This window comes from Gemmatimonadota bacterium, from assembly GCA_041390125.1.
Taxonomy (GTDB): Bacteria; Gemmatimonadota; Gemmatimonadetes; order Longimicrobiales; family Gaopeijiaceae; genus JAGQIF01.
The window spans coordinates 272,611-291,210 of sequence record JAWKQN010000007.1; the positions used below are offsets into that span (position 1 = coordinate 272,611).

Annotated in this window: 15 protein-coding genes; 6 read left to right on the forward strand and 9 right to left on the reverse strand. The window is 72.1% G+C overall.

What is annotated here, in order from left to right; genetic code table 11:
* Window positions 1–69: 69 nt before the first annotated feature.
* The 5 genes from R3E98_09090 to R3E98_09110 form a co-directional block, all read right to left on the reverse strand.
* A complete protein-coding gene (locus R3E98_09090) occupies window positions 70–537 on the reverse strand; it encodes a hypothetical protein (GenBank protein ID MEZ4423552.1) in 468 nt (155 codons plus the stop codon).
* A gap of 22 nt (window positions 538–559) precedes the next feature.
* Window positions 560–1,099: a nuclear transport factor 2 family protein gene (locus R3E98_09095; protein ID MEZ4423553.1), complete on the reverse strand. Its 540-nt coding sequence runs from the start codon at window positions 1,097–1,099 to the stop codon at window positions 560–562.
* Window positions 1,096–2,757, reverse strand: a complete 1,662-nt coding sequence (locus tag R3E98_09100; GenBank protein ID MEZ4423554.1) for a M28 family metallopeptidase — start codon at window positions 2,755–2,757, stop codon at window positions 1,096–1,098. Before R3E98_09100 ends, R3E98_09095 begins: the two co-directional genes overlap by 4 nt.
* A gap of 149 nt (window positions 2,758–2,906) precedes the next feature.
* The gene (locus tag R3E98_09105) at window positions 2,907–4,232 is read right to left on the reverse strand and encodes an oligosaccharide flippase family protein (GenBank protein MEZ4423555.1); all 1,326 of its coding nucleotides are present in this window, start codon (window positions 4,230–4,232) and stop codon (window positions 2,907–2,909) included.
* Window positions 4,229–4,864: a DNA-3-methyladenine glycosylase 2 family protein gene (locus tag R3E98_09110; protein ID MEZ4423556.1), complete on the reverse strand. Its 636-nt coding sequence runs from the start codon at window positions 4,862–4,864 to the stop codon at window positions 4,229–4,231. Before R3E98_09110 ends, R3E98_09105 begins: the two co-directional genes overlap by 4 nt.
* Window positions 4,865–4,994: 130 nt before the next feature.
* Between R3E98_09110 and R3E98_09115 the strand changes: the two genes are divergently transcribed.
* From R3E98_09115 to R3E98_09135, 5 genes are all read left to right on the forward strand, one after another.
* The gene (locus tag R3E98_09115; protein MEZ4423557.1) at window positions 4,995–6,908 is read left to right on the forward strand and encodes a cation:proton antiporter; all 1,914 of its coding nucleotides are present in this window, start codon (window positions 4,995–4,997) and stop codon (window positions 6,906–6,908) included.
* 122 nt (window positions 6,909–7,030) lie between these two features.
* Complete coding sequence (locus R3E98_09120; protein MEZ4423558.1) at window positions 7,031–7,504, forward strand: hypothetical protein; 474 nt, start codon at window positions 7,031–7,033, stop codon at window positions 7,502–7,504.
* 228 nt (window positions 7,505–7,732) lie between these two features.
* Window positions 7,733–8,674 carry a DUF5996 family protein gene (locus tag R3E98_09125; protein ID MEZ4423559.1) on the forward strand — a complete coding sequence of 314 codons (942 nt, stop codon included), beginning with the start codon at window positions 7,733–7,735 and terminating at the stop codon, window positions 8,672–8,674.
* Window positions 8,675–8,897: 223 nt separating this feature from the next.
* Entirely contained in the window at window positions 8,898–9,071 is a 174-nt protein-coding gene (locus tag R3E98_09130) for a DUF1328 family protein (GenBank protein ID MEZ4423560.1), read from the forward strand.
* Window positions 9,072–9,199: 128 nt separating this feature from the next.
* Window positions 9,200–11,353 carry a transferrin receptor-like dimerization domain-containing protein gene (locus R3E98_09135; protein ID MEZ4423561.1) on the forward strand — a complete coding sequence of 718 codons (2,154 nt, stop codon included), beginning with the start codon at window positions 9,200–9,202 and terminating at the stop codon, window positions 11,351–11,353.
* A gap of 78 nt (window positions 11,354–11,431) precedes the next feature.
* Here the strand turns inward: R3E98_09135 and R3E98_09140 are convergent, their stop codons facing one another.
* The 3 genes from R3E98_09140 to R3E98_09150 all read right to left on the reverse strand — a co-directional run bounded on the left by R3E98_09140 (window position 11,432) and on the right by R3E98_09150 (window position 17,130).
* Window positions 11,432–13,246: an ABC transporter ATP-binding protein gene (locus R3E98_09140; GenBank protein MEZ4423562.1), complete on the reverse strand. Its 1,815-nt coding sequence runs from the start codon at window positions 13,244–13,246 to the stop codon at window positions 11,432–11,434.
* A 58-nt stretch (window positions 13,247–13,304) separates the two neighbouring features.
* A complete protein-coding gene (locus R3E98_09145; GenBank protein MEZ4423563.1) occupies window positions 13,305–16,478 on the reverse strand; it encodes a sialidase in 3,174 nt (1,057 codons plus the stop codon).
* A gap of 97 nt (window positions 16,479–16,575) precedes the next feature.
* Window positions 16,576–17,130: a TlpA disulfide reductase family protein gene (locus R3E98_09150; GenBank protein ID MEZ4423564.1), complete on the reverse strand. Its 555-nt coding sequence runs from the start codon at window positions 17,128–17,130 to the stop codon at window positions 16,576–16,578.
* 129 nt (window positions 17,131–17,259) lie between these two features.
* On the opposite strand from R3E98_09150, the gene R3E98_09155 reads away from it, so the two are divergent.
* Window positions 17,260–18,111, forward strand: coding sequence for a DUF1444 family protein (locus tag R3E98_09155; protein MEZ4423565.1), 852 nt, complete (start codon window positions 17,260–17,262; stop codon window positions 18,109–18,111).
* 63 nt (window positions 18,112–18,174) lie between these two features.
* On the opposite strand, the gene R3E98_09160 is transcribed toward R3E98_09155, so the two are convergent.
* Window positions 18,175–18,558 carry a VOC family protein gene (locus R3E98_09160; protein ID MEZ4423566.1) on the reverse strand — a complete coding sequence of 128 codons (384 nt, stop codon included), beginning with the start codon at window positions 18,556–18,558 and terminating at the stop codon, window positions 18,175–18,177.
* Window positions 18,559–18,600 lie beyond the last annotated feature (42 nt).

Sequence of the window (18,600 nt, forward strand, 5' to 3'; positions counted from 1 at the left end):
CGCACCCGGCGGTCCGGCGCGGCGCCTCCGCGTCCACCCCTGCCCGGGCGGCTCGTTCGGGGGATCCGCTCAGCGCGTCGTCGCGCCCCCGTTGCCCAGGGCCGCCCGTGCGCGGTCGTGGAGCGCGGGGTCCTCCACGTGGAGGGACACCGTGGTGCTCTCCCGCGGGCCGGTCTCCCCGTCGTCCCCCCAGAAGCCCAGGCCCAGGATGTACCCGAACAGCGTGCCCACCCCGGCCCCGCCCACACCGCCCTTGAGCGCGGCCAGGACGGGGGTGGGGCCGGCCAGGAAGGCGAGCAGCGGGTCGTCCAGCCCGCCCACGGTGACGACCAGGCCCGCCGCGATGCCCAGCGCGGTCCCCACCAGCCCGGAGATCAAGGCGGCCCGATGGGCTCCGGTCACCTTCACCAGGGGGGTGGGGGTACCGTCGCGGCTCTCCACCCGGATCGCGGCACGGGGCACGCCGGCCGCCACCAGGCGGTCCACCGCCCGCTGCGCGTCCGCTTCCGTCCTGAATCCTGCCAGCGGCTCCGTCACGCCCTCTCCTCGGGTCCCTGGTCTACCGGTCCAGCGAAGGCGGCAACGCCTGGGGCGGCCCCTCCAGGCTGAAGAACTGGCTGCGGATGCTCCACGTGCGTTGTCGGTTGAGCAGGATCGTCAGGTACCGGCCGGAGATCCGCTCCATGGTGCCGTCCGGCCGCCGACGATCCAGCTGGAAGGGGCCGTACAGGTAGGCCATCCGCCCGCTCGCGTCGAAGTCGGTCAGGGAGGTCTGGATCTCCCCCAGGCGGGGCAGCTCGGCGACGAAGAAGGCCCGGATGGCCGCTTCGCCGTCGATGGTCGGGGCGTCCGAGAAGACGATCTGCGCGTCCTCGAGGTACAGCTCGCTCAAGGCCCGCAGGTCGTCCTCCCGCCAGGCGCGCCGCCACTCCGTGGTCAGCTCCTCCGCCCGCTCCAGCACCTCCGCGTAGTACTCCGCCAGGAATCCGCCCGCACCGCGCCCGTCGCCGCCCGGCGCACCGGGATGCCGGCTCTGCGCCACCAGCGGCCGGGTGATCAGGCTGGTCGCCAGCACGAACGCGGTGAACACGGACCTCACCGGGCTGTGTCCGCCCCAGCCCGGTCCGCGTCGCGGATGGCCTTGAACTCGCTGCCCTCCTTCCAGCGGGGCCAGTTGCCCTGGTGGGCGATCTCGTGCCCCACCCAGAACAGCAGCTGCACGTCCTCGACGGCGCCGCTCAGGTCCCAGCCCGGATCGAACTCGTCCGAGGGTTTGTGGTAGCGGTTCGCGGTGTAGTCGGCCCGGCGGGCCAGGGTCCACTCCGTTCCGTGCTCCACGCTCTCGACGCCCGCGTCCGTGTACAGCGCCGGGATCCCGACCTTCGCGAAGTTGAAGTGGTCGGAGCGGTAGTAGAAGCCTTTCTCCGGCTCCGGATCGGGCCGCACGGTGCGGCCCTGCAGGTCGGCGCCGAAGGCGAGCGCGTCGTCGAGCGTGGAGGCACCGTAGCCCACCACGGTGATGTCGCGCGTGGGCCCGTCCACGTTCAGGCCGTCGATGTTGATCACGGCCGCCGTCTGTGCCGTGGGGAAGACGGGATGCTCGGCGTAGTAGCGGGAGCCCAGCAGGCCTTGCTCCTCGGCGGTCACGGCCAGGAAGACGATGGAGCGATCCGGCGGGGGTTGCTGCTGCAGGAACGCCTTGGCGATCTCCAGCAGGGCCGCGACGCCCGTCGCGTTGTCCACCGCACCGTTGTAGATCGCGTCGGGCAGGCTGTCCGGGCCGGTGCCCAGATGATCCCAGTGCGCGGTGTAGAGCACGTACTCCTGCGGCACCACGGCGCCCGGCACCACGGCGATCACGTTCGACGACTCCGAGCGCTCCACGCGGTTCTCGAGCGTGAGGTCGGCCTGGAGCGCCAGCGGAACGGCGCGGAATCCCGGACGGGCGGCGGCCGCGTGCAGTGAATCGAAATCGTGGCCCGATTGTTCGAAGAGCCTACGCGCCACGTCCTCCCGCACCCAGCCTTCCACTTCCACCCGGCGCGCGTTGCCTCCATCCGTGGGCAGATCGAACTGTGGACCGGTGAATCCCGTCTGCACGACCTCCCACGGATATCCGGCGGGGCCGGTCTCGTGCACGATGAGGGCGCCGCGCGCGCCCTGGCGGGCCGCCTCCTCGTACTTGTAGGTCCAGCGGCCATAGTAGGTCATGGCCCGACCCCGGAACGTGGTGCTGTCCTCCGTGGCGTACCCCGGGTCGTTGACGAGCATCACGACCGTCTTCCCCGCGACGTCGAGGCCTTCGTAGTCGTTCCAGCCGTATTCGGGGGCCACGATCCCGTAGCCCACGAACACCAGCTCGGAGTCCTCGAGCCGGGCCCGTTCGACGGTCCGCTTGGTGGAGGCCACGAACTCCGATCCCCAGGCCAGACGGCGGAGCGGACCGGATCCGGAGACCTGCAGGGTGGGCGAGCCCAACGCGGTGATCTGCACGAGCGGCACCGCCTGCGTATAGCTGTCCCCGTGTCCGGGCTGCAGCCCCAGCTCGCGGAAACGGTCCACCAGCCATCCGACCGTCCGGGCCTCGCCGGGCGTCGCGGGGGCGCGACCCTCGAACTCGTCCGAGGAGAGCGTCTGGATGGACCCGGCCAGCCCCTCGGCCGTGATGGCGGTCCGGCCGGCGACGAAGTCGTCGCAGGCCGCGGTCGCCAGCAACGCGAGCAGCGCCGGCAGGGCGCGCGGGGGGAGGGCCTTCATGGTTGCTTCATCCTGGTCCTTCGGATGCCGGGGGGCGCGCCCGCGGTGGAGGCGGAGCCGCCCTCGTCAGGGGGTGTGGCGATCTAGGGTAACCGTCCAGGGGTGGCAACTTCGGACGCCACTCGCCCTTGAATACGTCCGGGGCCCGCTCATGTGCCCGGTGGCGCGTTCCGGATCAGGGCTCCTCGCGTGGAGGCGAGGAGCAGAGCGCCGCGCACCGCGGCGAAGGCCGCGAAGGCCCACCCGGCCACGACCGGGTCGCCGCCGGGCAGCGCGACCGCCAGCACCCCCACCTGGACCCCGAGCGGGAGCGCGAAGCTCCAGAACACGGGACGCAGCTGGCGTCGGGCCAACAGGAGGGCGTGCCCGAACTGGGTGGCCGCCGCAAAGGCCACGCCGGCGGCCATCCAGCGCAGCACGGGGACCGCGTCCAGGAAGGCCGGCCCGGCCGTCCAGCGCACCAGCGGACCGGCGACCAGGGCGACGCCCACTCCCACCCCCACGGCGGCGAGGGCGCCCCCGACCAGCAGCCGCCGGTAGAGGCGGGCGAGCGCGGGGCCGTCCCCCTGGGCATGCAGCCGCACCAGCTCCGGGTAGGAGGCCTGGAAGAGCGGGTTCAGGGGAAACGACACGGCCTGCGAGAGGTTCTTGGCGATCCGGAAGACGCCCGCCGCGGCCGGCCCGAGGAACGAGCCCACCAGCAGCGTGTCGATGCTCTGGTGCACCCCCTTCAACACGGCGAAGAGGTTCGACGAGGCCCAGAAGCCCGCCACCTCGCGCAGCTGATCGCGCGCGTCCGCGAGCGGGGCCCGGAGCCAGCCGCGGAAGCCCAGCTCGGCCGCCGCCTTCTCCAGCAGCCAGAGGGCCCCCACCGTCCGCAGGCCGGCGGCGGCCACGAAGGCCCACATGAGCGCCGTGAGGCTGCCCCCGGACACCACCGTGCCCACCGTCAGGGCGAGCTCCGCGAGGGCGGCCAGGACCTGGAAGCCCGACATCCACGTGTAGCGATCCGCGATGCGCAGAAGACCGAGCGCCATCCCGAACGGGGCCAGGCCCAGCACGGTGAGGGCATAGATCCGGACCAGGCCGGCGGCGGCGGGATCCTGCACGAACAGGCGCGCCGCCAAGGGCGCCGCCGCCACGAGCGCGGCGCAGGTCAGCAGGGCCGAGACCAGGTCCACCGCCAGCAGCCCCTTGAGGACGGCGCGGCCGCGGCCGGAATCGCCCCGCTCCGCGTAGTCCGTGAGGTACTTCACGGCGGTCTCCCACGAGCGCGCGTCGAAGAACCGGCTGAGCAGCGCGGCGAACGCCAGCACGAGTCCCACGATGCCGTATCCGGACGGGCCGAGCAGGCGCGCGAGCAGCACGCCCTGGATCAGGGCCAGCCCCGTGGCCAGGGTCTGCCCTCCGAGCAGCCATCCCGAGCCCAGCAGCACGCGCCGGCCGGCGCCTCCGCGGGCCGCGCCGCCGCTCATCGCTCGTCGCAGAGTCGCCAGAGCACCCAGCTGGCCACCGTGCGGAGCGGCCGCCAGGGCTCGGCGCGCTCCAGCACCTCGGAGGGCGTGGGCCGCTCCGTCCGCTCTTCCAGGCGACGCAGGCCCTCGCGGATGCCGAGGTCCGTGCCGGGCATCACGTCCAGCCGGCCCAGCTTGAACATCAGGTACATCTGGGCGCTCCACTCCCCGATGCCCCACACCGTGGTCAGCCGCGCCACGACCTCGTCGTCGGGCAGGCGGGACAGGCCGGCCAACCGGAGCGTACCCGCCTCGACCTGCGCGGCCAGCTCGGTGATGGACCGGCGCTTGGCGGCGGAGAGTCCGGCGGCGCGCAGCGCCTCCTCGGGCAGCGCCAGGATCTCGCGGGGCGAGGGGAAGCCCGGGCCCGGCGTGAGGCGGCAGACGCGCCCGTAGATGGTCCGGGCGGCCGCTCCCGCGAGCTGTTGATAGACGATGGCGCGTGCGAGGTACGCGAAGGTCGACATCCGCCGGGTGGCGGGGACGACGCCCGGGTAGCGGGGCACGCGCGCCAGGGCCGCACCCAGCCGCGGATCCCGCGCCTTCAAGGCGCGGATCTCGGCCGGGGACGGGGCTCGGATGGCGCTGCTCACGTCGGCTCCGTGCGGGGGCTCGCTTGCCGGGACGCCCCGGTTCCGGCCAAACTACCCTCTCCCCCGTCGGTCGGGGCAGGGGTCCCTCCGCCTCGTATCTCGTCTCTCGTCCCGCGACCAGGAGCCGTCCATGGGCCATGGGCTCTCCGATCCGGCACTGACGTTCGCCGTCGCGCTCGCCGCCGGGGTCATCGCGCAAGCGATCGCCCACCACCTGCGGCTGCCCGGCATCGTCGTCTTCCTGCTCGCCGGGGTCCTGCTGGGCCCCGACGTCGCCAACGTCATCCGTCCCGAGACCATGGGCCACGGGCTGGAGATGCTGGTGGGGCTGGCCGTGGCCGTGATCCTCTTCGAGGGGGGCCTCAACCTCAACATCGATCGCCTGCGCCGCGAGGCGACCACGATCCGCCGGCTCATCACCGTGGGCGCGGTCGTGACGGCCGTCGGTGGCGCGTTGGTCTCGCACCTGTTCATGGGCTGGGAGTGGCGCCTGTCGGTGCTGTTCGGCACGCTCGTGATCGTGACCGGCCCCACGGTGATCACGCCGTTGCTGCGCCGGATCCGCGTCAAGAAGTCCGTGCAGACGGTCCTGGAGGCGGAAGGCGTCCTCATCGACGCGGTGGGCGCCATCATCGCGGTCGTGGCGCTGGAGGTGGTCGTGGCCCGCAGCGGCACCGAGGCCGCGCAGGGGCTGCTCGGCATCCCGTCCCGCCTGCTGGTGGGGGCGGTGGTGGGAGCGGTGGGTGGGTTCTTCCTCGGTCTGTTGCTCCGCTATGAGCGCCTGGTCCCGGACGGGATCCAGAACATCTTCACGCTGGCCCTGGTGCTGGTGCTCTTCGAGGTCAGCAACTGGGTGGTGGCCGAGAGCGGCATCATGACCGTGGCCGTGGCGGGGCTGATCGTCGGCAACATGAACACCACCGTGGACCGCGAGCTGCGCGAGTTCAAGGAGCAGCTGACCGTCATGCTGGTCGGGCTGTTGTTCGTGCTCCTGGCCGCCGACGTCCGCATCCGCGAGGTCCTGGACATCGGCTGGCGCGGCGTGTGGACCATCCTGGCCCTGATGCTGGTGGTGCGACCCATCAACGTCTGGATCTGCTCCGCCGGCTCCGCCCTGACCCGTCCCGAACGGATGTTCATCAGCTGGCTGTCCCCCCGCGGCATCGTGGCCGCCGCGGTCGCCTCGCTGTTCGCGCAACGCCTGACGGACGAGGGCTTCGCAGGCGGCACGCAGCTCCAGGCGCTCGTGTTCATGGTGATCGCGATCACCGTGCTGGTGCAGGGGCTGAGCGGCGGGTGGGTGGCGAGCCGCCTGGGTGTGCGGCGCCCGAGCCACCAGGGGACCGTGATCGTGGGCGCCAACGCCGTGGGGCGGGCGCTGGCCCGCGCCCTCACGCGTGCCAACCACGAGGTGCTGCTGGTGGATTCCAACGCGCGCGAGGCCCGTCTGGCCGAGGAGGACGGGCTCACGGTGCTGTTCGCGAACGCCATGGAGGAGCGCACGCTGCAGCGCGCGGATGTGGAAGGCCGCCGGGCCATCGCCGCGGTGACCCCCAATCCGGACGCGAACCTGCTGATCGCGAACCAGGTGCGGGAGGCGACGCGGGGTCCCAAGACGTATGTGACCCTCGGGCGCGGCAAGGCCGGCGCGCGCGCGCGCCGCATCCGCAGGGACGGGCACGACATCCTGTTCGGACGCGAGATCGAGATGGGGCAGTGGAACCACTACCTCGAGCAGGGCACGGCCGAGATCGAGACGTGGCGCTACCGCGGGCCGTCCGAGGACGACGAGGTCGAGGTGGCCGTGCTGTCGGGACTGGGTCATGGCCCGCACCTGATCCCCCTGACGGTCGTGCGGGGCACGCGCGCGGAGCTGGTGGACCAGGAGACGGAGGTGCGCGTGGACGACGAGGTGACGTTCATGGTGCACCACGAAGCGGACACGGACGTCGAGAACCTGCTCAAGGTGGCCGGTTGGGAGCGCGTGGACGCGCCCGATCCGCAGCCGGAGACCACCGAAGGCGTGGGGGTGGGCCCGGCCTGAGCTTGGCGCGTTGGCCGTCGGGCCTGGCGGTGGCGCGGGCCCCGAAGGAGGGCGCCGGGGTGTCCCGACCCGCCGGTCCGGATCGTTCCCGTGAAGGGTGGGCTCCCGAACGGAGGACGCGCATGAGACGGACGAGGCGGGGCTGGAGCGCGGTGTGGGTCTTCGCGCTCTTCGGCGGCTGCACGGACCCGGGCACGGATCCCGATGCCCTGTTCAGCGCCGATGCGCGCACGCTCGCCAGCATCGAGGGGTCCCTGCTCGAGACCACGCTCCGGATCCACAACGACCGCGCCGAGACGCGCACGTTCGTGTGGGGCGGATGCTGGAGCGGCCGGGTGTTGCGCCTGTACGAGCCCACCCGGCCCGCGCGCCCGGTGTGGGACGGTGCGGTTCCTCCAGGCGCGGCGTGCTCCGCCGTGCGCATCGAGCTGCCCGTTCCGCCTGGAGGCACGGAAGCCGTGGTCCGGCAGGACCGGGTCCAGGAGCTGTTGGGGGACTCGCTGGCCCCCGGTCCCTACCGCGTCACGCTGGCTCCTTCGTTCCAGGGCTTCAGCGGACCGGAGATCGACCTCGGGGTGTTCCGGCTGGACCCGTAGGAGGCCACGGTGCGCCTCCGGGATCTGCGTCCTCGTGACCGGATCCCCTCTCGAACGCGACCTTGGGCGTTGCGAGGACGGGGTGCGCGCAGCGACTGTGGGCGGACGCGGTCGAGAGCCGGAGGTGATCGCGTACCGGTGCGGGCACACCGCGCCGACCGCCGCCGTCCAGGGACCGTCGCTCCGCGGGTCCCGCACACCCCCGACCCGAACGCGAGGACGCCCACCATGCCCGCATCCGCCTGGCCCGAGCTCCGCTGGGACGACTGGAAGGACACCTGCACGACGCTGCACCTCTATACGCAGATCGTGGGCAAGGTGCGCGTAGCGCGCACGCCGTGGGTCAACCACTCCTGGCACGTCGCGCTGCACCCGACCCCACGCGGCCTCACCACAACGCCCATCCCCGACGGTCAACGCACGTTCGCGATCGACCTGGACTTCATCGACCATCAACTCAACGTCCTGACCTCGGACGGAGCAGTCGCGGAGATGGAGCTGGTCCCGCGTTCAGTCGCCGAGTTCCACGCCCGGCTGATGACGCTCCTGGACGGGATGGGTCTGACCACCCGCATCCACGGGACCCCCAACGAGATCCCGGACCCGATCCCGTTCGCGGAGGACGAGGTGCATGGCGCCTATGATGCGCAGGCGGTGGCGCGCTTCCACCGGGCCCTGGACTCGGCGACGCGGGTCCTGGAGGACTTCCGGGCCCGGTTCCTGGGGAAGGTGAGCCCCGTCCACTTCTTCTGGGGCAGCTTCGACCTGGCGGTGACCCGCTTCTCCGGGCGCAGAGCGCCAGCCCATCCCGGCGGGATCCCGCATCTGCCCGATGCGGTCACGCGGGAGTCCTATTCGCACGAGGTGAGCAGCGCGGGGTGGTGGCCCGGGGGAGCGATGCTGCCGGAAGCCATCTTCTACAGCTACGCCTACCCCACGCCCGCCGGCTTCGCGGAGGCGGCGATGCCCGACGGCGCGCGTTGGCTGCCCGAGCTCGGCGAGTTCATCCTCCCGTACGAGAACGTGCGGACCAGCGCGGATCCGGATGGGTCCATCCTGACGTTCCTCGAAGCCACCTATGCGGCAGCCGCGGAGGCCGCGCAGTGGGACCGGGACGCGCTCGAGTGGTCGGGTCGCGGCGCGACACCGATCGGGGTGCCGCCCTCCTGAGCGAACGACCGGACGGGAGCGTCTGGCACGGCCCACCGTCCGGAGCCGCACGACCGCTCCCGACCCTGCTTCCGTCGTGCGGCCCGATCGCGACCGATACACGAACGCACGGCAGCCGCCCCCGAGAAACGGGCAGCCTTGAACGGCATGTGCGTTGCGCCTCCTCCGTCCCGAGGCCGAGGGGCGGGTCGCCGCTCGGTGCCCGGATCCCAAGGAGGAAGGCATGCTGGAAATCGCGATCGGTGCGCTCATCATCTCCGTCATCGCCGGCGGACTCGGCTTCAGCGGGATCTCGGCCGGCGCAGCGAAGATCGCCAAGATCGCGTTCGGCGTGTTCCTGGTGATTGCGATCCTGGCCTTCCTGTTCGCGCTCGGTGTGGGGGCGCTGATCTTCTGACGCGCACCCGCGCCGGGAGGTACCGGCGCGGAGCGTCGGGGCGACCCCTCGAGGGTTGACCCCCGGGCCGACCCGTGGACAAGATGGCGCGTCCCCTGTGATCCCCCGCGCGCGAGACGCTCGAGCGAATGCGGACACGACGGTACCGCCGGCTCGGCCCGGTGGCCCTGCTGCTCCTGGCGGCGTGCGACTCCCCGCCACCCCGGCTGCCCGGCTTCTCGAGCGCGACGGCGGAGCGGCAGGCCGCGATCGAACGGCGTCTCCTCGGGACCCCGGACGGTCGCCGGATGCGCGAGGATCACGCGCGCCTCGCGGCGGCGCCCCACGCGGCCGGGACCCCCGCGAACACGGAGCTCGCCGATCGGTTCGCGGAGCGGCTGCGGGAGTTGGGCTTCGACTCCATCCTGTATGCCCGCTACGACGTCCTGCTCCCGCGTCCCGTCGAGCGCAGCCTCACCGTGGTCTTCCCCGATACGGTCCCGCTCCGGCTCGACGAGCCACCGCTGCCGGACGACCCCGATCCGACCCCCACGGACCTGCTGCCGCCCTTCAACGCCTTCTCGGCGGACGGAGACGTCACGGCGGAGGTCGTCTACGTCGGGTGGGGCCTGCCGCAGGACTACCGGACCCTCGATTCGCTCGGGATCTCGGTGGCGGGCAAGATCGTGCTCGCGCGCTACGGCCGGAGCTGGCGTGGCATCAAGCCGCGTCTGGCCGCCGAGCGGGGAGCCGTGGGCGCGCTGCTCTTCTCGGATCCGGCCGACGACGGGTTCAGCCAGGGGCCGGTGATGCCGGAGGGCAGGTGGCGGCCGGAGCACGGCGTGCAGTCGGGCTCGGTGCTCGACATGCCGCGCCATCCCGGGGATCCGCAGACGCCCGGCACGCCTTCGCGAGCCGGGGCCGAGCGGATTCCGCTGGAGGAGGCCACGACGGTGCTCCCGATCCCGGTCCAGCCGATCTCCTACGCCGCGGCGCGTCCGCTCCTCGAGCGCATCGGCGGGCGGCGCGCTCCCGACGCGTGGCAGGGCGGGCTGCCGCTGGAGTACCGGATCGGGCCGGGACCGGGCGTGGCCCACCTGCGTCTCCGGTTCGACTGGTCCGTGCGACCGATCGTGAACGTCGTGGGCCTGCTGGTGGGGGTCGAGGAGCCCGACCGTTGGGTGCTCGTGGGCGGGCATCGCGACGCGTGGAGCTACGGAGGTCGGGATCCCGTCAGCGGCACCGTGTCGCTGCTGGAATCGGCCCGCGCGCTGGCCGGGGCCGCCCGGCGCTCACCGCTGCGACGCACGGTCGCGGTCGCGAGCTGGGACGCGGAGGAGTACGGCCTCATCGGGTCCACGGAGTTCGGTGAGGAGTTCGCGGACGTGCTTCCCGGCCGCGTCGTCGCCTACCTGAATCGCGAGAGCTACACCCAGGGCGCGTTCAGCGCCGCGGGCTCCCACGCCCTCCAACCCCTGGTCAACGACGTCGCCCGGCGCGTGGCGATGCCGGGTGCGGAGGGGCCCTCCGTGCAGGAGGCCTGGAGCGAAGCGAGCGCACCCGAAGCGCGCGTGAGCCACGGCGGTTGGACCGACGTCCGCCTCGACGCGCTCGGGTCGGGGAGCGACTACACCGTCTTCCTCGATCACCTCGGCATCCCGTCGCTGGACGTCGGGTTCTCCTCTCCCAACGGCGTGTACCATTCGCGCTACGACACACACGCGTTCTTCGTCGAGCACGGGGATCCGGGATTCGAGACCGGTGAGCGGCTGGCCGAGGTCGTCGCGCTGCTCGTGGCCCGGCTCGCCAACGCGGACGTGCTTCCGCTCGACTACACGGCCACGGCCGAGACGGTCGAGCGCTACCTGGACGAGGTGGATGCGGAAGCCGAGGCGCGCGGCCTGCGCCTCGACCTTTCGGGCGTGCGCCGCGCCAACGACCGGCTCGCGTTCGCGGCAGCCGGCTTCAATGCGGCGGTCGACCGGGTGCTGGCCCTGCCGCCGGAGGAGCTGGAGGCGCGCGCCCCCCTGGTCCGGGAGCTCAACGACCTGCTCCTGGCGGTCGAGCGCGACTTCCTGCATTCCGAGGGGCTGCCACGCCGTCCCTGGTACCGCCATCTGCTCTATGCGCCGGGCTACGACACCGGATATGGCGTGAAGACCCTGCCCGGCGTGCGGGAGGCGGTGGAGCGGGGAGCGCTGCCGGAGGCGCGCATGATGGCCGACGCGTTGGAGGCAGCGCTGCTCCGTGCGGTGGAGCGCCTGAGCGCGGGGTTGGAGCGCACGAAGGGCCTCGACTCCTGAGCGGTGCGGTAGACGATCGATCCCGAGGCACAGGGTAGCACCGGCGCCGGCCCTGCATCGACGGGACGCCGTCCGGTGCTACCGCTCGGCCACCTCCGCCAGCTCCTCGCCCGGATTGACGAAGCGGTTCATCTCGAACCGGAACTGCCGGTCGTGCAGCTCCTTGTAGCGACCCCCCAGGGCCATCAGCTCCTCGTGGGCTCCGCGTTCGAGGATGCGGCCCTCTTCGATCACCAGGATCTGATCCGCGCTACGGATGGTGGAGAGCCGGTGCGCGATCACGAAGGTGGTGCGGCCCTGTCGCAACGAGCGTAGACCGTCCTGGATCAACGCCTCGCTCTCCGAATCCAGGCTGGACGTGGCTTCGTCCAGCACCAGGATGCGCGGATCCGCCAGGATGGCACGCGCGATGGCGATGCGCTGACGCTGCCCGCCGGACAGCTTCACGCCGCGCTCGCCGATGACGGTGTCGTAGCCCTGCGGGAACTCCTCGATGAACCCGGCGCAGTGGGCGAGCCGCGCCACCGTGCGCACCTCTTCGTCGGTCGCGCCGCGGGCGCCGTAGCGGATGTTCGCGGCGATGGTGTCGTCGAAGAGGAAGTTGTCCTGGAGCACCACGCCGGTGAGCGCGCGATAGTCCGTCAGCCGGAACTCCTCCAGGGGTCGGCCGTCGATCCGGATGGCACCCGCGGTGGGGTGGTTGAACGCCAGCACCAGGCTGACCAGCGTGCTCTTGCCGGAGCCGCTCGAGCCCACCAGCGCGGTCGTGCTGCCGGCGGGTGCCTCGAAGGAGATGCCGCGGAGCACGGGCCGACCTTCCTCGTACTCGAACCAGACGTCGTCGAAATCGACCTGGCCCGCGACGTCGCGCAAGGGGAGCCGCCCCTCGTCCAGCTCGGCTTCGGTGGCCAGCGAGCGGATCTCCCGGATCCGGTCGAGGCCCGCGAACGCCTCGGTGATCTGCGTGCCGATGTTGGCCATCTGCACGAGCGGATTGATCATCAGGCCGGTGAAGAACAGGTACATCACGAAGTCGCCCAGCGTCATGGAGCCGTCCAGGATGGCGGGTCCGCCGATCAGCACCATCCCCACCCCGATGAGCCCCGTGATCACACCGGTGAACGACGTGACGGCGGAGACCCCGGTCACGGCACCCGCCACGTTGCGGAAGAGCCGGTGGGCGCCCTTGGCGAACACGCGGTTCTCGCTGCGCTCGGACGTGTACGCCTTGACGATGCGGATGCCGCCCAGCGTCTCCCCCAGACGGCCGGTCACCTCGGCGTTGATCTTTCCGCGCTCCCGGAACAGCGGTCGCAGGCGCTTGAAGGCGGTGGACATGGCGCCGCCGAAGACGACCAGCACGACGACCGTGTAGAGGGTGAGCACCCAGTTGAGCCAGAGCAGGACGCCCAGCGCGATCAGCGCGGTGAGCACCCCGCCGGTCAGCTGCACCAGCCCGGTGCCCACCAGGTTGCGGATCCCTTCCGCGTCGGTCATCACGCGCGAGATCAGCACCCCGCTTTTGGTGGAGTCGAAGAAGCCGATGGGCAGGCGTGTCACGTGCGCCTCGACCGACTTGCGCATCTCGGTGATGGCGCGCTGGGCCGCGACACCCAGGATCTGCGACAGCGCGAAGGAGCTGGCACCCTGCACCAGAGCGGCCACCCCCACCGCCGCGGCCAGCCAGGGGAGCAGATCGGACTGCCCCTGGGCCAGCACGTTGTCGATCAGGAACTTCGACGACGCCGGGGCGACCAGTCCCGCGAGGCGCGAGATCACCATCACCCCGAGCCCCAGGGCGATCCGTCGCCGGTAGCTCCAGATCAGCGCCCGGGCCTCCGCCCAGGCGCGCCCGTAGTCGACCTTCTTCTTCGTGTTCGGGATCTCGGACATGGCCTGGTGGGTGGAGGCGGGGGGAAGCCTGGAATCTAGCAGGGCCGCGGCGTGAGGCTCATCCCACCGGTGCGCGACCCGCGGCCACGAGCGCCGCGTTCAGCCGCGCCAGGGCCCCCGTGCGGATGGTGTCCATCCGCGCCTGGGCGTCGGCCAGCCACTGCTGATAGAGCGCGAAGACCTCCAGCGTGGCATCGGTCGGCGGCTGATCCGTCCCGCTGGCGTACCCGGCCAGGCTCATCAGCTTGGCGTAGAGCTGCCGTGGCCAGCGCAGCGAGTCCTGACCGGCGTTGCCGCCGGTCAGGCGCAGATCGATCAGGCCCATCTCCAGGTCGATGAGCTCGCGGTCCAGGACGGCGGCCGTGCGCAACACGGCCTCCGCGCCGGCCGCGTCCGCCTCCAGCTCGTCCACGCGGGCGCGCAGGATCTCGATCTCGTCGATGAGATCCGCGACGGCGTTCGTGCGGTCGCGGATGTCGCGGATCAGGGCCACCTGCGCCTCGATGTCCGCCAGGCTCCCGGTGGCGGTGGGGTCCTTCCGTACCTCCAGCGGCGTCTCCAGCGTGCGACCGTCGATGCTCACCCGCACGGTGTAGCGTCCGGGCGGCGCGAGCGGGGCGACGCCTCCGCCCTCCGGCGCGGGACGCCAGCCGTCGGCGTTCAGCTCCACGTGCTCGTGCTCGAGCGGCTGCGTGCGCAGACGGGGCGTGCGCGAGGCGTCCTCCTCCAGATCCCAGTGCAGACGATTGATCCCCGCCCGCAGCCGGTTCAGCGGCGCGCGGCGGATCACCGTCCCGCTCGCGTCCACCACCTCCAGGCGCGCGTCCCGGGGCGTTTGCGCCACCCACAGGTTCAAGGAGGCGCCGTAGGTGGGATTGCGCCCGGCGGCCGGATCCTCCGGTTGGCTCTGGGGCGCCTCCTTCATGTGGAAGCGGTAGGCGGGTCGGGCCGCGAAGAGATGCGCGTCCCGCGCGAGTGCGGCGGTGTCGAGCTGCTGCAGGGCCGTGACGTCGTCCAGGATCCAGAACCCCCGACCGTACGTGGCCACGACCAGGTCGTTGAAGTGGGGCTGGATCTCCAGCCAGTGGACGGGCGCGCGCGGCAGGTTGGCCTGCAGCGGCGTCCAGGAGCCGCCGTCGTCGAAGGAGACGTACAGACCGTTCTCGGTCCCGAGGTAGAGCAGGCCCGGCCGCACCGGATCCTCCCGGACGACGTGGACGTAGCTGAACGTACCGACCGGGATGCCGTCCGCGATGGAGGTCCAGGTGCGGCCGTAGTCCGCGGTGCGATACACGTACGGACGGGTGTCGCCGAGCTGGTGCAGGTCCACGGTCACGTAGGCCGTTCCATCCGCGTGGCGGGACGGCTCGACGTTGGACACCGTGCCCAGCGGCGGCAGCCCTTCGAGACCGGCCGTGACGTCCGTCCAGGTGGCCCCATCGTCGCGGGTGACGTGCACCAGACCGTCGTTGGAGCCCGCCCAGATCACGCCGCGCTCGCGCGGCGACTCCGCGATGGCGAACAGCACCGACGCGTAGGTCGGGCTGACGTCGTCCGGGGTCAGGCCACCGCTCTTCTGCTGCAGCGTGGGATCGTCGGTCGTCAGGTCGGGGCTGATGACCTCCCAGGTCTGCCCGCCGTTGGTGGTGCGGTGCACGTGCTGGCTGCCCACGTACACGCGCGTGTGGTCGTGCGGGGAGATGGCGATGGGGAAGGTCCACTGGAAGCGGTACCGCAGCGGACCCGCCTCCCACCCTTCGGGATTGTCCGGCCACACGCTCACGGTGCGAGCCAGCCCGGTCCGGTGGTCGTAGCGTTGCAGGATGCCCTCGTAGCATCCGGACCAGACGACGTCGGGCTCGACCGGATCGGGCACGGCGAAGCCGGACTCGCAGCCGCCGACGGAATGCCATTCCCCGATCGGGATGGTTCCCCCCGTCAGCGAGTTGGACGGCCCGGCCATGGAGGGCCCGTCCTGGCGGTTGCCGTAGACGCCGTACGGAATGCGGCTGTCCGTGTAGACGTGGTACATCTGGGCGATGGGCAGCCGGGGGCGGGTCCACTGCCGCCCGCCGTCCACCGTGATGCTCACCCCGCCGTCGTGCCCGACGATCTGGCGGTCGGGATCGAGCGGATCGATCCACATGTCGTGATGGTCCCCACCGGGAGTGCCGCGCTGGAAGCTCTCCCCGCCGTCGCGGGAGACCAGGAAGCGGGTCGCGAGCGTGTAGACCACGTCGGCGTCCGTGGGCGAGGCCACGATCCGCGTGTAGTAGGCGGGCCGTTGGTTGAGCGCGTGCTCCCGGCTCACGATCCTCCACGTGCGGCCGCGATCGTCGCTGCGCCACAGCACACCGTGCTGGGGATCCACGTCGCCCACGGCCCGGTTGGCGTTCGTCTCGATGAGCGCGTAGAGCCGCGCCGGGTCGGCCGCCGACATCGCCAACCCGATCTTGCCCACGTGCTCCTCCGGCAGACCGTTGCCCTCGAGGCGGGTCCACGTGTCGCCCCCGTCCCGGGTGGCGAAGATCCCGCTTCCGGGGCCCCCGCTCCACCGGCCCCACGTGCGGATCCACATCTGCCACGTGGAGGCGTACAGCACGGACGGGTCCTCCGGGTCCATCTCCAGGTCGTAGGCGCCCGTGCTGTCGTCCACGAACAGCACGCGGTCCCAGGTTTCGCCACCGTCCCGCGTTCGGAAGACGCCGCGTTCCTCCTGCGGACCATAGAGGTGCCCGAGCGCGGCCACATAGACCGTGTTGGGATCGCGGGGATGGATGCGGATGCGTCCGATCCGTCCGGTCTCGGCCAGCCCCATGTGCGTCCAGGTGCGCCCGCCGTCGAGCGAACGGAACACACCGGCTCCGATGGAGACGTTGGAGCGGATGTGCGCTTCGCCCGTGCCCACCCACACGATGCTCGAGTCCGACGGTGCCACGGCGAGCGCGCCCACCGACATGACGTCCTGGTCGTCGAAGACGGGCGTCCAGTGCACGCCGCCGTCGGTGGTCTTGAAGACCCCGCCCGAGGCCGCGCCGAAGTAGTAGACGAAGGGCGCGCCCGGCACGCCCGCCACCGCGGAGACGCGGTTGCCCACCGGCCCGATATACCGGTACTGCAGCCCGTCGAAGAGGCCGGCGGGCAGGGCGTCGGCGTGCTGGGCCGCGAGCGGGGCGAAGGCCGCGCCGAGGAGGGCCGGCAGGAGGAGGGCGAGCGCGCGCAGACGATTCATCACGGGCGGGCCGGGGCAGAGGTGGAGGACGCGCGGGGCGCGCCAGGAGGACGGAGTGCAGCGGGTCGGGCCCGCGCGGCACAGCATGCGGACCGGATCAGTGCTCGGCCAGCAGACGGCGGACGGCCGGCTCGAAGGAGACCATCGCGAGTGGGCCGAGCGCGGCGTGGCGCACCCGACCGGACCGGTCGAGCAGGAAGGACGTGGGATAGCCGCGCACGCCGCCGAAGCGGGCCTCGGCCTCCTGACCGACCACGGCCACCGGGTAGGTGACGCCCCGATCGTCCAGGAAGGCCCGCACCTGCGCCTCGGGCGCCACGTCCCGCGAGAGGCCGAGCACCACGAGACCCGCGTCGGCGTGCCGCTCCGCCATGGCCTGGAGCGCCGGCATCTCCACCCGGCAGGGCGCGCACCACGTGGCCCAGAAGTTCACCAGCACCACCCGGCCCCGGAGCGCTTCGGCGGAGACCGTGTCCCCGTCCAGGGTGACGTACGCAAAGGCGGGCGTGCGGTCCCCACCCGTCTCGATCCCCACCACGGCCGCCAGGTGGGGCGCGAGGCGCACGAGCACGAAGATCCAGAGCGCCGCGAGCAGGACGCTCCAGAGGGTGATGCGCCTCCGGGGTGCGGGGCCGTCGTTCTCCGCCGTCATGCCGGAAGATCGCGCCAGCGGCGCGGCCGGTCACCCCGGCGCGGCCGCTCCCTGGTCCGGGGATTGCTCATCGCTCCCGGATCGGCTGGAAGCCGGAGGACGCGTCAGGCCCGGGGCAGGAGGACGGCCATGCTGTGGCTGGGGATCGGAGCCGGAGTGGTGATCGGGGCGCTGGCGCTCCTGTGGGGAGCGCGCTCCGCCTGGCGGGCGGCCATGCGTGCCGAGATCCGGGCGCACCTCGCCGAGACGTGGCCCGGATGGACCCTGGTGGAGGAGGGCTCCGCCCGTCTGCGCATCCAGGCCGGGGACGATGCCCTGCAGGTGGATCTCACCCACCTCTACCGCGAGCTCTCGGAGATCCGCAGCGGAGACGCCGCGGCCGACCGGACCGCCCGCCAGGAGCGGTTCCGCCACTTCTTCGCCGGTGCCGCCGATTCGCTGCGCGAGACGTCCGCGGCCCTCACGCCGGCGGACCGCGAACGCGTCCTTCCCATGCTGGTCGGACCGTCCTTCCTGGCCGAGCTCCGGTCCACGGTGGAGCTGCCCGTCCGTCCGGTCTCCGGCAGCTCGCTCGCGGTGGTCTACGTGCTCGACGGTGCGCACGCGATGTCGTATCTGACCGAGGTCCGGCGCTCGGAGCTGGAGCTGGACGCGGAGGCGCTCCACGCGCTGGCGCTCGCCAACCTGCGCGCCCGCACCTCGTCCGAGCCCGTGCGCACGGCGCTCGATCAGGAGGGGCTGGTGGCCGTGGCCACCGGCGACGGGTACGACGCGACCCGGCTGCTCCTCGTCGGAGAGCAGCTCGGGCCCGGCGAACGCCTGGCGGCTGCGGTGCCGGGTCGGGACATGCTGGTGCTGTCGAAGGTGCCCGCCGACGGCGACTGGAGCGGGCTCGCGGCGCTGGCGCAGACGTTCCAGGGCGACCGGCCGGTGCTCGACCGCCCGCTCCTGGTCACGGCCTCCTCCATCGCGGAGATGTAGAGGTCCGCGGGCGCGCGTGCAGTCGGCTGCGGTCGGGTCTGCGCCGAGCGGCCGCCCCGCTCCCTATTTCTCCGACCAGACCGCCAGGTGGTTGCCGCCCGGCTCCACGAAGTGGAACCGGCGCCCGCCCGGGAAGCTGTGCTCGTTCATCACGGTGCCGCCAGCCGCCTCCACCCGCGCGCGCGTGGCGTCGAGATCGGTGGCGTAGAGGATCACCAGTGGCGCGCCACCTGGCGTTCCCGCCGTGAAGCCCCCCGCCAGCCGGCCGTCCTCGAAGGACGTGTACTCCTCGCCCCAGTCCTGGAAGGACCAGCCGAAGACGTCGGCGAAGAAGCGCTTGGAGGCCTGGAGGTCGGTGGTGCCGAACTCCACGTAGTCGATCCTGCGGTCGTGGTCGCTCTGCATGGGTGCGCGGGGGATGAGGGTCAGCGTGAGGAGCGCAGGCATCAGGAGGGCCGGCGCCCGAAGGGCAAGGGGGAGGAGGTCCAG

Coding starts and splice junctions, on each gene's coding strand:
- R3E98_09100 (MEZ4423554.1), bottom strand. CDS start 2,757: ATGAAGGCCCTCCCCCCGCGCGCCCTGCCGGCGCTGCTCGCGTTGCTG.
- R3E98_09105 (MEZ4423555.1), bottom strand. CDS start 4,232: ATGAGCGGCGGCGCGGCCCGCGGAGGCGCCGGCCGGCGCGTGCTGCTG.
- R3E98_09115 (MEZ4423557.1), top strand. CDS start 4,995: ATGGGCCATGGGCTCTCCGATCCGGCACTGACGTTCGCCGTCGCGCTC.
- R3E98_09120 (MEZ4423558.1), top strand. CDS start 7,031: ATGAGACGGACGAGGCGGGGCTGGAGCGCGGTGTGGGTCTTCGCGCTC.
- R3E98_09125 (MEZ4423559.1), top strand. CDS start 7,733: ATGCCCGCATCCGCCTGGCCCGAGCTCCGCTGGGACGACTGGAAGGAC.
- R3E98_09130 (MEZ4423560.1), top strand. CDS start 8,898: ATGCTGGAAATCGCGATCGGTGCGCTCATCATCTCCGTCATCGCCGGC.
- R3E98_09135 (MEZ4423561.1), top strand. CDS start 9,200: ATGCGGACACGACGGTACCGCCGGCTCGGCCCGGTGGCCCTGCTGCTC.
- R3E98_09140 (MEZ4423562.1), bottom strand. CDS start 13,246: ATGTCCGAGATCCCGAACACGAAGAAGAAGGTCGACTACGGGCGCGCC.
- R3E98_09145 (MEZ4423563.1), bottom strand. CDS start 16,478: ATGAATCGTCTGCGCGCGCTCGCCCTCCTCCTGCCGGCCCTCCTCGGC.
- R3E98_09150 (MEZ4423564.1), bottom strand. CDS start 17,130: ATGACGGCGGAGAACGACGGCCCCGCACCCCGGAGGCGCATCACCCTC.
- R3E98_09155 (MEZ4423565.1), top strand. CDS start 17,260: ATGCTGTGGCTGGGGATCGGAGCCGGAGTGGTGATCGGGGCGCTGGCG.
- R3E98_09160 (MEZ4423566.1), bottom strand. CDS start 18,558: ATGCCTGCGCTCCTCACGCTGACCCTCATCCCCCGCGCACCCATGCAG.